The sequence below is a fragment of the Paraburkholderia sp. EG286A genome (assembly GCF_040965375.1).
Taxonomy (GTDB): Bacteria; Pseudomonadota; Gammaproteobacteria; order Burkholderiales; family Burkholderiaceae; genus Paraburkholderia.
This window is the reverse complement of the sequence record NZ_JBFRCB010000005.1, coordinates 65,508-80,214: the sequence shown is the minus strand read 5'-3', so window position 1 is coordinate 80,214 and position 14,707 is coordinate 65,508. Positions and strand designations below refer to the sequence as shown.

The following is a 14,707-nucleotide window of genomic DNA, read 5'->3' as shown; positions in this document are numbered from 1 at the left end:
GCCATGCCAGGAGAATGAGGATGACGAGCGCCCCGCTTTTCGATGCGGCACGCAGCACGATCGAGCCGACCAGCAAAGACGCGATTCTGCGCGACGTCCGGGCCTGGCGGCTCGCGCGCGTGCAGGAACAACTGCGCAAGCAAAATGTGCCCGCGATCCTGCTATATGACCCGGTAAACATTCGCTACGCGACCGACACTTCCAACATGCAGGTATGGGCCGGCCGCAATCCCGCGCGCTACGTCATGGTCTTCGCGGACGGTCGCGTCGTCGCCTGGGAATTTCACAGCAGCGAACACGTCTGGGACGGCCTGGACCTCGATGTCGAATTGCGCGGCGCGCTCAGTTGGACGTTTTTCAACGCAGGCCACGAGGCGGAGCGCCGCGCGCAGGCGTGGGGCGCCGAGATCGTCGACGTATTGGGCCAGCACGCACCCGGTGAAACTGTGCTCGCAGTCGACCGGCTCGACCCGTTCGGCGCAGCCTGCCTGGAAAAGCACGGCATTTCGCTACTCGACGGACAAGCCCTGATGGAGACGGCCCGTTTGATCAAGTCGTCCGGCGAACTCGTGTTGATCGGCGAATCGCTGCGCACCTGCGAAATGGGCATCGAGCGCATGAAACGCGAGCTTCGCCCTGGAATGACCGAGAACGACCTGTGGGCGAATCTCCATTACGAGAATATCCGCCACGGCGGCGAGTGGATCGAGACCCGGCTGCTCGCCTCCGGGGACCGCACGAACCCGTGGATGCACGAATGTTCCTCGCGCGTGCTACAGAAAGGCGACCTCCTCGCCTTCGACACGGATATGGTGGGACCGAACGGCTACTGTTCGGACATCTCCCGCACGTGGCTCGTTGGTGACGGCCGCCCTTCGGACGAGCAGCGCAAGCTCTACGAGTATGCGTATGCACAGGTCCATTTCAATATGGACCTTCTGCGGCCGGGCATGACGTTTCGCGAGTTCTCGGAAAAGGCGTGGAAGATTCCGGAGCCGTTCGTCAAGAACCGCTATTGCTGCCTGGCTCACGGCATCGGCATGGTGGACGAATATCCCTCGATTGCCCACCAGGTCGATTGGGACAGCGCGGGCTACGACGGCCGCTTCGAAGTGGGCATGACGGTGTGCGTCGAAAGCTATATCGGCGCAGAAGGCGGTACCCAGGGCGTCAAGCTCGAGCAGCAAGTCGTGCTCACCGAGAACGGCTGCGCCTCTTTGACCGGTTGCGCCTTCGAGACCGATTGGCTGTGACATGTGACGTGCGGCGTTCAGGGCCGCACGTCGCGATCGTTACGGCGTGCCCGCCAGCACGCCGTCCGCGACAGCGCGGGTGATCAGAACTTGTGACGGATTGCAGCGCGAATCACGAGCTGATTCGAGTTCGAGGAAACGTCTGCCGCGCCCGGCACATAGGCGACGTCGAGCACCGTCTGGGTCTTGTCGCCGCCAACGTGCTGATACGCGCCCTGCAGATAGAGATCCGTGCGCTTCGACAGATTGTAGTCCGCCATCAAACCGATGGTCTGATAGTTCGGATGCAGCTTGCCGGTGGTCGCATTGAAATCCGCACGCGTATAGGTGTACATCGCACCCACGAAGAAGGCCGGGGTGAACTGATATTTACCGTTCACCTCGAAGTTCTGGAAGCGCAGCGACGACAGAGTCGATCCGGCGGGAGGCGTGATCGCGCCAACATAGCCGTTGCTGACCGGTTGCGTGACGTCGGTGTTCGTGTACGCAAAGCCCAGCGTTGCCGAGCCGATCGTATAGTTGATCCCCGCGCCGAAGATGCGCAGGCGTTGCGCCAGGAAGTTTTCGTCGCCGCCGTTGTTGATCGCGCCAGTGGCCGTCGAAGACGGGTTGTTGGCCTGCAGATACGACGCCGCGATCAAAAGCGAACCATTCGTGTACTGGGCGCCGACGCTGTACTGCCGGTTATTGGCGAAATTCGTGTCGTTGCTGAAGCTATACGTGCCGCCGAACTGGAAGCCGGCGAGCGACGGGCTCGTATACTTCGCCGTGTTGTTGACGCGGAACGTGTTGTCCGTATTGTCGTTGTCGTAAGGGTGCGAGAAGAGGTAGCCGGCCCAGCTTCCGTTCGCCGTCGTCTGTGCGAGAAAATCGACCAGCGAGTCGTACTGACGCCCCAGCGTGACCGTACCGTACGTGTCGCTCGCTACGCCCACGTAGGCCTGCCGGCCAAACATCAAGCCGCCCTGCCCGAGCTTTCCGTTATTGACGTTGAAGCCGTTTTCAAGCTGGAACACGGCCTTCAACCCACCGCCGAGATCCTCCGCGCCTTTCAAACCCCAGCGGCTGCCTTGAACATAGCCGCTCTGCAACTCGTACACCTTGCTGCCGCGTACGTTGTTGGTGAAGTCGAAGCCTTCGTCGATCACGCCATAGAGCGTCACCGAGCTTTGAGCCATCGCGGGAGCGGCAAATGCCGCCAATATCGATGCCGCGATTACATTGCGTCCTTTCATCGAAGTTCTCCAAACCTGGTTTTCCATTCGATCACGAATGGTTGTATGTAAATTTTCTGATTGATCAAATGCGTAGTTAACCTAAGTATTTTGGTCGACGAATATCTCCTTTTCTTGTTATCAATCTATGGCCCGACGAGGAAGCGGTGCGCGGAGTATTGGAGCAACACCGCAGGCTGTCAACGTGATTTATTTTCCTTTTCGGATCACTTTAGATTATGTGACCTTCCAGCACCTCTACCGCAATCGGTTCGATTCGCCTCGTAGTTGCCGGGCCGGCGCATCGACATATTCGACAGGCAACGGCGTATCCGCCTCCGGCGTGCCCAGCAGCGCCTCATGGGCATTTGGCAGCCGCGTCGTGCGATATTCGTTGGGCGACTCGCCAAACTCCTTGCGGAACTCGCGGCCGAGATGCGAGGCATCGGAGAAGCCGCAAGACGAAGCGATGTCCGCAACCGTGCGGTCCGAACTCGTCAACAGCCACGACGCCATGCGTATGCGAATCTGCCTCGCGTATGCGCCCGGCGATTTGCCGGTCTCCGTCGTGAACAAGCGTTCGAGTTGTCGAACCGAAACATCGAGCCGATGCGCCAGATCCGGCAGACTCAGCGGCTGGCCAACGTGTTGCTCCATCAGCAAAATTGCGCGCCTGACTTTAGGATGCGTGGCCGGCTCGAGCCCTGGGGGATGCGGTTGCGGCGCGTTGCCCTTCTGCGCATCGTCCACGAGCAGAATGCGCAGCGCCTTGCGCACGATCGTGGCCTCGACGTGGCGTAGCAGAATTGCGGCGGCAACGTCGATCGACGCACGGCCGCCGGAACACGTAATGCGCCTTCTGTCGATCACGAAGAGCCGGTCGGCAACGAGGTCACGCTCATCGACATGCGGAAATCGCTCGACGAAATCCCAGTAGTGGAACCAGCTCACGCAAATGCGATAGCCGCTCATCACGCCGGCCCTCGCGAGTGCGAAGGCCCCCGTGCAGAGCCCCACGAGCGTGGCCGGCGTTTCGGCCATCGCGCGAATGAAGGAAAGCGTGGCGTCGCTGGCCGGCGGTCCCGAATGCAGCAGTCCGCCGACGATCACGACATAGTCGAACGCCTCGGCCTCATCGAAGGTCGTCCACGGGGTGATCTGGATGCCGCAGCTGGCGCGAACCGGAACGAGATTTTCGCCGACGAGGGTCCACGAGCACCGCACCGGGCGGCTCATGTCGCCTTCGTCGCTCGCGAGCCTGAGCAGGTCGACGAAGCCGGAGAACGCGGTCAACGTGAAGTTGGGCAATAGCACGATCCCGAAACGCAGCCGCCTCGCAGCCGTGCCTTCGCTGTCAATCGCGTGGTGAACCATGAAGACCGCCTCTGTCAATGCATTCCAAACAATCGATACGGTCGAAATCCGTTGCCCGTTGATCAGCCTGTAACAGTTAGCCGGTGACCGCAACGCCGGCGTCGAGCCAGTCGCGCATCATCGCACCGGCCTCTTCGCTGAGCCAGTTCCGAAACTGCAGATACTCGGTGCGAGGCCGCGCATTCCGGTGCGTGATCAGATAGTGGTAGCGGTCTCTAAACACAAGCGCATCCGGAACAGGCCGTATCAGGCGTCCCTGCTCGACCTGAAGATGGAGCAGATGATGCCAGCCCAGCAGCGTCCCTTCGCCGGCTTCCGCCTGCGCGACGAGGAGCCGGTAGTCGTTGCTCTCGAGGTTGCGGTTTTCGGCCAGAATGTCCGTGCCGTCGCCCTGCTGGAACCAGTTGCGCCACACGCGCCAATCCACGTGTTCGCACACCTGCGCACGCCCGAGCAACGAGAGATTCAAGGTGGGTTCGGAAAGCAGGTCGAGCGGTTTGAGTTTCTTGCCGCGAAAATACCGGTCGTAAAACGTCGGGCTGCAAACCGGATAAACGACATCATGAAACAGCGGCTCGACCTCGTATTCCGGCTCGCGCGGCGGATTCTTCGTGATGATGATGTCGGGCTCCATGAGTTCGTCCAGCTCCATGAAGTGCTCGGTGACCATCACATGCAGCCGGATATCCGGAAAGCGCGCGCGAAACGCCGGCAGGCGCTGCGACAACCACAGGGCCGAGAACGTATGCGAGACGCAAATGGTCAATGCGTGCCGATCCGTGCGCCGCACCGCCTCCGCCGCTTCGGCGATATTCATGATCGAGAGATACGACGCGTTGTACAGAATGCGTCCCGCATCGGTCAGCGCGATATGCCGGCCGGTGCGCTCGAACAGCGCGACATCGAGCGAGTCTTCGAGCTCCTTGATTTGTCTGCTGATTGCGGCCTGCGTGACGCAGAGCACCTCAGCCGCCTGAGTGAAGCTCTCGTATCTCGCTGCCGTCACGAAGCAACGGAGTGCACGGAGCGACGGCATCTGCGCGAGGAGTCTGTCTGCGAATAGCTGCTTCTTTAACATGGCTTGCGCTCTTTAAACGGGTGCTCGCATGACGCGTTCAGGCGCGCCACGAACCAGAAAGGGATTCGGATGAGAATAGTGTGCGAGTCCGTTTGCCCGGTGGCAAGTAAGGTGTTCCATAATAAGGGTCTTATAAATGATGCAGCATCGCCCTTCTACTGTGTCGCCCGGCTTACGTCCCGCCGACGACCCGCTTCAACACCCTGTCGAGTGCCTCCCCATAGTGCGTGTAGGTGCCGCGCTGCGTGAGTTCGGCGTGCAATTGCGCGTTGAGGCCGCCCGGCGTCATGCAGTGGTCCGCCAGCGACGAAAAGGATTGCGCCGTGAGCGTCGTGTCGTGCGCCAGACCCACGCAATAGCCGGACAGGAACGCCCTTGCGTCGCCATACGGAACGCCTTGCCGAACGAGCCAGGCCGCCTGACTCTCCAGCACCGCGTAGAAGCTCGCCATCGTCGCAGTCACTGCGGAGATGGCGTTGAACTTCTGCTCGTCTTCGACTTCGACGGCCTCACCCATGGCAGAGAACAGCGCTTTCGCGATCGCATCCGGCGGGCAGATCGCCGTGCTGCCTTTGCCTTGTGCAACGGCGGGCAATGGAATGGTCCGCACGACCTTGCTGGCCGGGCGAACGAGGCTCGCCATCCTGTCGACTGACATCGCGGCGACGAAGCTGATCACGTGGTGGCGCGCATCGAACTTCAACTCGCCGAGCACATCGGCTGCGATTTGCGGCACGACGGCGAGACACACGATGTCCGACGCGTCGAGCACGTCCTGATTGTTCGCGCCAATGCGGATCCGGTCGTCGAGTGCCGCCAGTTCGGCAGCCGTTGGTTCGCCGCGCGGAGAAAGCGTGATCCGCTCGAATGGCAGGCCCGAGCGCAGCAGCCCGGTCACCACGGCCTTTGTGATTGCACCCGTTCCAACGAATCCGATGCGCATTAGCATGCAAGTCCTGTTCAGGTGTGGCGCAAGCCCGCCACGGAATGCGAGCGGGGCCTGACGGCCCGCTCGCGCGCGTTACCGCTGCCAGTTCAGGCGAGCTTCAACCAGGTCGTCTTCAGCTCGCAATACTGGTCGTGTGCGTAGACCGACTTGTCGCGGCCGCCGAAGCCCGATTGCTTGAAGCCGCCGAACGGCGTCGCAAGGTCGCCCTCGCCGAAGCAGTTTACCGTGACCGTGCCCGCACGGATACGCGCCGCAACCTTATGCGCGCTGTTCACGTTATCGGTCCACAACGAAGCCGCCAGTCCGTAGCAGGTGTCGTTCGCGATGCGGATGGCGTCTTCCACGTCATCGTATTCGATGAAGCACACGACCGGCCCGAACACCTCTTCGCGCGCGATGGCCATATCCGGCGTGACTTGATCGAAGATCGTGGGCTCGACGAACCATCCACCGGTCTCGGTCAGCGCGGCACGGCCGCCGCAAATCATGCGCGCGCCCTGCTCCTTCGCTTTCTCGATGTGCGCCAGCACCTTCTCGTAGTGCTTTTGCTCGATCAGCGCGCCGAGCTTCGCGTCCGGGTCGAGCGGATCACCCGTCCTCCAGCCCGCGAGAACGGCCTGAACTTTCTCGACCAGTTCCGCCCGCTTGCTCGAAGGAACCAGGATCCGCGAGCCGGCGCTGCAGTTCTCTCCCATGTTCCAGAACGCGGCGGCGACGGCCTGTTCGGCGACCACATCGAGATTCGCGACATCGGGAAGAATCACCTGCGGATTCTTGCCGCCGCATTCGAGCACCACGCGCTTGAGGTTGGTATCGGCGGAATAGTGCAGAAAGCGCTTGCCGGTCGCGGTCGAGCCCGTGAACGCGACGAGATCGACATCGGGATGGCGGCCCAGCGCCTGCCCCGCGCTATCGCCGAAACCCGTGACGACGCTGAACACGCCCGCGGGCACGCCGGCCTCGAGCGCGAGATCCGCGATGCGCAGCGTCGAGAGCGACGTTTGCTCCGCGGGCTTCACGACCACGCTATTGCCAACCGACAAAGCGGGACCGATCTTCCAGGCCAGCATCAGCGCGGGGAAGTTCCAGGGCAGGACCGCGCCCACCACGCCAATCGGCTCGCGCGTAATCATGCTGACGACATCCGCGCCCGAAGGCGAGAGCGCGTCGTAGCGCTTGTCAGTCACTTCGGCATGCCAACGAATGCAGGCTGCCGACTCGGGAATATCCAGCGCGAGGCATTCACTGATCGGCTTGCCCGCCTCCAGTGCTTCGAGCAGCGCCAGTTCGTCCGCATGCTCGTCGATCAGTTGCGCGAGGCGAAGCAGGACCGCCTTGCGATGCGCCGGCGCGGCCTTCGACCACACGCCCGATTCGAACGCATGGCGGGCGGCGGCGACCGCGTGATCCACATCCTTTTCATCGCATTTCGCCACTTGCGCCAGCACCTTGCCCGACGCGGGGTTGAGCGTGGCGAAGGTTGCTCCCGAGGCCGCTCCACACCGCTCTCCGGCGACCAATGCCCGGCCGTCGAGCGCCAGTTCCGCGGCTTTCTGCTTCCATTCCTGATGCGTCGTCATCTCGTGTCCTTGGTTGATTAAAGCTCGGCGCCCGCCGACATTTCCTTTGCCCAGATCGTCGCCGACACCGCCATGTCCACGATGGGCCGAACCGGCAGCGAGCGCGGGTGGGGCTGGTTCAGAAGCTGATGGACAAGCTCGCTGTTCCGGCCAAGCGCGTATTCGGCAATCAGCTTGCCCGACGACGATCCCCGGCTCAGCCCGAGCCCGTTGCAGCCCACCGCTTCGAGAATGCCGTCGTCGCGGCGGCCGAACAGCGCGCCGTTGTTCGCGGAGAGACACAGTGGACCGCCCCACGTGTACTCGAGCTCGACGCCCTCGAGCATGGGGAATCGACGGTCGAACGAGCGCTGATGCAGCGCCTTCGCTTTCGCGAGATCGGCCTCGGACACCTGCAGTCCCGGCCGGAACGCGAAGTGGTTACGCACGCAAATACGGTCCGTAGCAAGACGGCGCACGGTCGTGCCCATGGGGTCAGCCGGGATCAGCGACCACGACCGCGTTCCGCCCAGCTTTTCGACCTCGCCCGCATTCATGACGCGTGTCATCGATGCAAAGGTGTAGACGGGCAGCAAGCCATTGGGGTGGATGCCGAACGTCGCCGCATAAGCATTCGTGCAGAGAATCACCTGTTTGGCGACGATTTTTCCTCTGGCGAAATGCAGGACCTTCTCGTTGCCGCGATGCTCGATTTCGGTGACTGCGCTCAGCTCGAAGACCGTGACGTTCTCCGGCTGCGTGGCCGCGAGGCCGCGCATGAGCGCCGCCGGCTGCACCGTGCTGCAGCCCGGCGTAAATAGCGCGCCCTGATAGAAGTCCGTGCCCGTTACCGTACGGATGGCCGCCTGATCGAGCCATTCGAAAGCTTCGTCGATGCGCGTCAGGCCCTGCGCAAAATGCGAGAGCGCGTCGAGCCCCTTCTTGTTGACCGAGGCGTGGAATTTCCCGTCGTCGCGCCAATCGCAATCGATCTTGTGTTGCCGTACGATCGAGCGCACGTAGTCGATGCCGTGCCGCTGGAACCGCACGTCGGCCTTGTCCTCCGCCACGCTGCGCGAATAGCTTTCACTGCTGATGTCGTGCGGCAAATCGACGAAGAATCCGGAATTGCGTCCGGCCGTCGTGCGCCCGATGCGATCGGCCTCGACGAGCGCGATCGACGCATCGGGCGCCAGCTCGGCAAGCCGGCGAGCCGCGCACAGCCCGGTGATGCCGCCGCCCACGACGACCCAGTCGTATCGATGCTCCAACGTCACGCTTCTGGCAGGCCCCGCCGGCGAGAGACTCTCCCACCACCCGTTGACGCCGTCTGGCGCAGGAAACCGCGCGAATTCCAGGTTCGAGACCATTTTCAGTAATTACTGGGCGTGCGAATAAGCGGTTGCACAAGCTGCGCAAACGCGCTGCGCTCCTCTTGCGTGAGCGCGCCGAGCGGTGCACGCGCCACCCCAACCGGCAGCCCCGCCAGTTCGCAACCGTAGCGCACGTACTGGATGAATTTGCCGCTGCGCTCGAGCAGTTCGAGCACCGGCAGCAATTGCGTCATCAGCTTGCGGCCCAACACGAAATCGTTCTGTTTGACGCACGCGCCGAACAGCGCCGTGTGCGCTTCCGGCAGGAAGTTGGAGGCGCCGCCGACCCAGCTCTTCGCGCCCCACGCGAAGAATTCGAGCGCCTGGTCGTCCATGCCGCAGCTGACCACCAGCCGGTCCTTGAAGTGCGTGACGAGATGGTGCAGATGCGAAATATCGCCGGTGCTCTCCTTCATGGCGATGAAGTTCGGACGCTCGAGCAGCGTTGCCAGCACGCCATCGCTGATTTCCGTTCCCGTGCGGGCCGGAAAGTTGTACAGCATGATCGGCATGTCGAGCGCGTCGTCCACCTTGAGCATGTGGCTGAGCAGTTCTTCCTGCGTGGGCTGCGCGTAGTATGGCGCGGCAACCAGCAGCGCCGGTAGCCCTGCACGCTTCGCCTCGAGGCCCAGGCGAATCACTTCCTTCGTCGTGGTCGCGTTGATGCCCGCGGTCAGATACGTCTTTCCACCCGCCGCCTCGGCAACGGTGTTGAAAGTCTTGACGCGTTCCTCGAAGCTCAACGCGTAGTATTCGCCCGTGGTGCCGCCGATCCCGAGTCCCGATACGCGGCCCGCGAGATTCGCTGCGTGCTTGCCGAGCAAGGCATGGTCGATTTCACCGTCTTCCTTGAACGGAGTGACCAGCGGAGTATGTACGCCCTCGAAGCTCATTTCGATTCCTCTCTTCAGTAATCTTCAAACAGATAAACGGTCTTCACTGCATTCGCGCGCTGAGCGGCTGGCTTATGCCAGGGCGTCGGCATGCGAATAAATCGGATACTGGTTGCACAGATCCCGCACGCGGCTGCGCACGGCGCGCTCGACGTGGTCGTCGCCGCCCGGCTCGCGCTCGAGGCCCGCCAGCACTTCGAGAATCATTTCGCCGATCTGCTCGAATTGAGCCGTGCCGAATCCGCGCGTCGTACCGGCAGGCGTGCCGAGCCGGATGCCGGATGTCACGGTCGGGTTTTCCGTGTCGAACGGAATGCCGTTCTTGTTGCAGGTGATGCCCGCGCGCTCGAGGGCTTTCTCGGCCTGCGTGCCCGTAATGTGTTTGGCACGCAGATCGACGAGCAGCAGATGGTTGTCGGTGCCGCCTGTGACGAGCGAGAGCCCGCCCGATTGCAGCACGTTGCCGAGCGCCTCGGCATTGCGCAGCACGCGGTCGATATAGCCCGCGAATTCAGGACGCAGCGCTTCGCCGAACGCCACTGCCTTGCCCGCGATGACATGCATGAGCGGACCGCCCTGCAAGCCGGGGAACACGGCGGAATTGATCTTCCTGGCGAGGTCGCCATTGTTGGTCAGGATGAAGCCGCCACGCGGGCCGCGCAGCGTCTTGTGCGTGGTCGACGTCACCACGTCCGCGTACTTGATCGGGTTTTCATGGCGGCCGGCCGCGACGATACCGGCGATATGCGCCATATCGACCATCAGCAGGGCCCCGACGCTATCCGCGATTTCACGGAAAGCCGCAAAGTCGAGCGCGCGCGGATAGGCCGAATAGCCCGCGATGATGAGCTTTGGCCGATGCTCCTGCGCGAGCCGTCGCACGGCGTCGTAATCGATTCGATACGTCTGCGGGCTCACACCATACTGCACGGCGTTGAACCACTTGCCGGAAAGCGCCGGCCTTGCGCCATGCGTAAGGTGGCCGCCGGCGTCCAGCGACATGCCCATCACCGTGTCGCCCGGCTTGACCAGCGCGAGCATGACGGCGCCGTTTGCCTGCGCGCCGGAATGCGGCTGCACATTGGCGTACTCGGCGTCGAACAGCGCCTTCACGCGGTCGATCGCGAGCGCCTCGATGCGGTCGACGTGCTCGCAGCCGCCGTAATAGCGCTTCGACGGATAACCCTCGGCATACTTGTTGGTCAGCACCGTCCCTTGCGCTTCCATCACCGCCGCCGAAACAATGTTCTCGGAAGCGATCAATTCGATCTGCGTTTGTTGCCGGCGCAATTCGAGCGCGATCTCCGATGCAATGACCGGGTCACGGCTCTGGAGCGTTTCAGAAAAGAAGCACGAGTATTCGCTCACAGGTCACTCCAGGAAGTAATCGTGTCAAGCAGGCCCTGATGGAACATGAAAATCGTTGGGGCAGCGGGCCTTTCCTGCCCCCGTGAATCCGAACCTGCGGTTACTGCTGCAGCCAGGCTTTCAGCTTGTCCGGGTGTGCGTCGACGAACTTCTTCGCGGCGGTCGCATAGTCGTTCGTGCTGTTGCCTTCGAGTTCGATGGCTTCGACGTCAGCCAGCGTCAGCTTGAAATGCTTGAAGAACACGTCGGCGCGGGGAAACTTGGTGGCGAACTGCTTGGACGCGAACGCATGGACCTGTTCTTCGCCGCCCAGCGTGCCCTTGGGGTCCTTCAGGTAGCGCATCTGCCATTTCTGCCAGAGCCAGTGCGGGCTCCAGACCGTGGCGACGACCCACTGCTTCGTTTGATACGCGCGCGACACGGCAGCGAGCATCCCGGCTTCGCTCGACGACTGCAGGTTGTAGCCATTCAGGTCGTAGGCCTGAACCGACTTTTGGGAGGCCTGCATCAGGCCCGAGCCCGGACCAATGCCCTGGATCGTGCCGTCGAGCTTGCTTTTGACGTCCGGCTTGTTCAGGTCCGAGATCGACGACACTTCCGACTCCGGCACGTAGGCGGGCACGGCCCAGCCGTTTCGGCCACCCGTGTAAATGACGCCGACATCATCCAGATCGTTCTTGTACTTCGCGTAGTACACAGCGTGCGTCACCGGCAGCCAGCCGCCCACCATGATGTCGAGGTCGCCGCGCGCCACGCCCTGGAACTGAATGCCGATGTCCGCATTGACGAACTTGACCGGCTGATTCAGTTTCGTTTCGAGCACGTACTTGGCGACGTTGGCCGTGGCGAGCACGTCGGCCCAGTCGGTGATCGCCAGCTTGATCGGCTCCGCCGCCACGGCAGACCCGACACCGATACTCATGGCGACGACCGCCGATAGCGCAACCTTCGTCATGAATGATTTGAAAATATCGCTAAGCATGTTAGTACTCCGGATTTATATTGAAATTACCGATTCGTCACGGATGACCTGCCTGTGATGTCAGGCAGGCATCCGGCTAGTCAGCTATGCGCCGCTTCGGTGGTGCCAGCTTTGCCCACCTTCGTGACGGGCCTCCTCTTCTTCGATTTCACGCCGAACGTCTCCGTCAGGCGGTCCAGCACGATGGCCAGCAGCACGACGCCGAGGCCACCTTCGAAGCCGATGCCGATGTCGAGCCGCTGGATGCCGCTCAACACATATTCGCCGAGGCCGCCTGCGCCGATCATCGAGGCGATCACGACCATCGAAAGCGACATCATGATGGTCTGATTCACGCCGGCCATGATGGACGGCAAGGCATTCGGCAGCTGGATCTTCCAGAGCAGCTGCGCGTCGGTGCTGCCGAACGAGCGGCCCGCTTCCAGCAATTCCTCGCGAACCTGGCGGATGCCGAGCGTCGTGAGACGCACCACAGGCGGCATGGCGAACACGACGGTGGCGATCACGGCAGGCACGCGGCCGAGGCCGAACAGGATCACGGCGGGAATCAGATAGACGAACGCCGGCATGGTCTGCATGAAATCGAGCAGCGAACGCAGAATCAGTTCGACCCGCTTGTTGCGCGCGCCCCAGATGCCGAGCGGCACGCCGACGATGAGGCTGAAAACCGTCGCGGCAACGACAAGGGCCAGCGTCGCGACCGTTTGCGGCCACAGCCCCATGTAGTGAATCAGCATCAGCGCGATGCCGACGAACACCGCGAAGGCGATGCCGCGGCGCCACAATGCAAACGCGACGAGAAAGACGAGCATCGCGACGAAGGGAATCGCCCCAAGGCCGTCTTCGAGCAGCTTGACGACTGCACCGAGCGCCGCGGAAAACGCATTGAATCCGCCCTGGAAGTGATTGAAAAGAAAATTGACGGCGTTCTCTGCGAACTTGCCGATGACTGACGAATTCATGCTGCCCTCCGCTCCATAACCTGTTTGAGTATCGTTCGGCACGACACGACGCCCGCGAGCTTGCCTGCCGCGTCCGTCACCGGCACGTCGTGTTGCTGGCTCAGGGCGATCGCGGAGAGTTCGTGCAGGTCGGTGTCCAGCGAGACCGTGCTCAAGTCCTTGAGCAACGCTTCGCGCAGCGGTTGGGCACCCGCCTTGTGCAGCGAAGCGGGCGTGACGCAACCCTGGTAGCGGCCGGCTGGATCGCACACGTAACCGCATTCGGCGCCGCTATCGATCAGTTGATTGAGGTAACGCTCAGCGGGCGCGCCGACGTCGCCGGAAATCAGGCCGCGCTCGACGCGGGTCAGCAGGCTCTCGGCCTTGAGGAAACGCGAGACGTCGACGTGACGGAAAAAGTCCCGTACATAGTCGTCCGCCGGCGACTGGATCAGTTCGGCCGGCGTGCCGACCTGAATCAGGCAGCCGTCCTTCATGATGCCGATCCGGCCGCCAATCTTGATGGCCTCTTCGATATCGTGCGAAATGAAGACGATGGTCCGCTGCTCCTCCTTCTGGAGCCGCAGCAGTTCGCTCTGCATTTCGAAGCGGATCAGCGGATCGAGCGCCGAGAAGGCTTCATCCATCAGCAGCACGGCAGGATTGACCGCCAGGGCGCGCGCAAGACCGACCCGCTGCTGCATGCCGCCCGAGAGTTCGCTGGGCAGCAGCTTTTCGTACGAGCCGAGTCCCACGCGCTGGAGCGCAGCGCGGGCGATTTCATAGCGCTCGGACTTCTTCATGCCCGCCACTTCCAGGCCATACGAGATGTTGTCGAGCACCGAGCGGTTCGGCAGCAGCGCAAACGACTGGAACACCATCGCCATCTTCTTGCGGCGCACTTCGCGCAGTTCGGGCGTGGACATCGGCGCAATGTCGCGGCCTTCGAGAACGACCTGGCCGGAGGTCGGCTCGATCAGGCGATTGAGCAGCCGCACGAGCGTCGACTTGCCGGAGCCCGAGAGTCCCATGATGACGAAGATCTCGCCGGCCTTCACGTTGAGGCTGACGTCGTTGACCGCCACCATGTTGCCGGTGCGCTTGAAGACCTCATCGCGTCCCAGGCCCTGCTTGACCAGTTGCGCGGCAACCTCGGGCTTCGGGCCGAAGATCTTCGACAGGTTCTTGACCGTCAGGATGTCGGTTCCTGATATGGCAATGGGCCGGGCCACCGAAGGCGTACCCGCTGTGTTGATTGCGCCTGGCGGCAACGTGTCGCCCGGTGCGAACGTCAGATGAGGGGCCATTTGTCATCCCAACTGGCTGGTTCAAAAAATTGGCGCTGGCGAACTCCGGTACGACCTGAAGTGCTAGCGTGGCGATTCAGCTGGCATCCCGGCTTCGAATCCAATACTTCGGCGGTTTCGGTTCTGGCGCGGCCGTTGATGCAGTGATTGCAGCGTAGCAATCCAATTTGTCCCCTCCAGCTACATTTTTTCGGCCCTTTCCCATACCTTTGGTAATGCGTGCGAGGCGCCAGGTGAGCAATGAAACGTTTAGCGAAAAGGCGAACGGCACGCAGATCCTATATAGGTGGGGGCTTTGCGGGCAATTGAGTGGTGGGAATGGCCTCGTTTGGCCAATCTTCGGCAAGCGGCGCGCGCCGCATAGGACAAGGGAAAGTCCTGGGGGGCATTCAGTCAGGGAAAATACCAGGAAAATG

Annotated in this window: 12 protein-coding genes; 1 reads left to right on the top strand and 11 read right to left on the bottom strand. The window is 62.2% G+C overall.

Annotation, left to right across the window (positions count from 1 at the left end; translation table 11 throughout):
• Positions 1-20: 20 nt before the first annotated feature.
• Positions 21-1,253, top strand: a complete 1,233-nt coding sequence (locus tag AB4Y35_RS23585) for a M24 family metallopeptidase (protein WP_368706735.1) — start codon at positions 21-23, stop codon at positions 1,251-1,253.
• A gap of 83 nt (positions 1,254-1,336) precedes the next feature.
• Here the strand turns inward: AB4Y35_RS23585 and AB4Y35_RS23580 are convergent, their stop codons facing one another.
• The 11 genes from AB4Y35_RS23580 to AB4Y35_RS23530 form a co-directional block, all read right to left on the bottom strand.
• A complete protein-coding gene (locus AB4Y35_RS23580; RefSeq protein ID WP_368693911.1) occupies positions 1,337-2,488 on the bottom strand; it encodes a porin in 1,152 nt (383 codons plus the stop codon).
• A gap of 237 nt (positions 2,489-2,725) precedes the next feature.
• Positions 2,726-3,841 carry a GlxA family transcriptional regulator gene (locus AB4Y35_RS23575; protein WP_368706203.1) on the bottom strand — a complete coding sequence of 372 codons (1,116 nt, stop codon included), beginning with the start codon at positions 3,839-3,841 and terminating at the stop codon, positions 2,726-2,728.
• Positions 3,842-3,917: 76 nt separating this feature from the next.
• A complete protein-coding gene (locus tag AB4Y35_RS23570) occupies positions 3,918-4,919 on the bottom strand; it encodes a LysR substrate-binding domain-containing protein (protein WP_133179644.1) in 1,002 nt (333 codons plus the stop codon).
• A gap of 172 nt (positions 4,920-5,091) precedes the next feature.
• Positions 5,092-5,862: a pyrroline-5-carboxylate reductase gene (locus tag AB4Y35_RS23565; protein ID WP_368706202.1), complete on the bottom strand. Its 771-nt coding sequence runs from the start codon at positions 5,860-5,862 to the stop codon at positions 5,092-5,094.
• Positions 5,863-5,954: 92 nt separating this feature from the next.
• A complete protein-coding gene (locus AB4Y35_RS23560) occupies positions 5,955-7,448 on the bottom strand; it encodes an aldehyde dehydrogenase (protein WP_368706201.1) in 1,494 nt (497 codons plus the stop codon).
• A gap of 17 nt (positions 7,449-7,465) precedes the next feature.
• On the bottom strand, positions 7,466-8,797 hold the full coding sequence (locus AB4Y35_RS23555; RefSeq protein WP_368706200.1) for an NAD(P)/FAD-dependent oxidoreductase: 1,332 nt from the start codon (positions 8,795-8,797) through the stop codon (positions 7,466-7,468).
• Positions 8,798-8,799: 2 nt separating this feature from the next.
• Entirely contained in the window at positions 8,800-9,693 is an 894-nt protein-coding gene (locus tag AB4Y35_RS23550) for a dihydrodipicolinate synthase family protein (protein WP_368706199.1), read from the bottom strand.
• Positions 9,694-9,765: 72 nt separating this feature from the next.
• Complete coding sequence (gene glyA / locus AB4Y35_RS23545; protein WP_368706198.1) at positions 9,766-11,061, bottom strand: serine hydroxymethyltransferase; 1,296 nt, start codon at positions 11,059-11,061, stop codon at positions 9,766-9,768.
• Between the two features lie 100 nt (positions 11,062-11,161).
• The gene (locus AB4Y35_RS23540; protein ID WP_368706197.1) at positions 11,162-12,043 is read right to left on the bottom strand and encodes a glycine betaine ABC transporter substrate-binding protein; all 882 of its coding nucleotides are present in this window, start codon (positions 12,041-12,043) and stop codon (positions 11,162-11,164) included.
• A gap of 80 nt (positions 12,044-12,123) precedes the next feature.
• Positions 12,124-13,005 (bottom strand): ABC transporter permease, encoded by an 882-nt coding sequence (locus AB4Y35_RS23535; RefSeq protein WP_368706196.1) that lies wholly within the window; start codon positions 13,003-13,005, stop codon positions 12,124-12,126.
• Positions 13,002-14,291, bottom strand: a complete 1,290-nt coding sequence (locus AB4Y35_RS23530) for a glycine betaine/L-proline ABC transporter ATP-binding protein (RefSeq protein ID WP_368691324.1) — start codon at positions 14,289-14,291, stop codon at positions 13,002-13,004. The genes AB4Y35_RS23535 and AB4Y35_RS23530 overlap by 4 nt, the downstream gene beginning before the upstream one ends.
• Between the last annotated feature and the right edge of the window lie 416 nt (positions 14,292-14,707).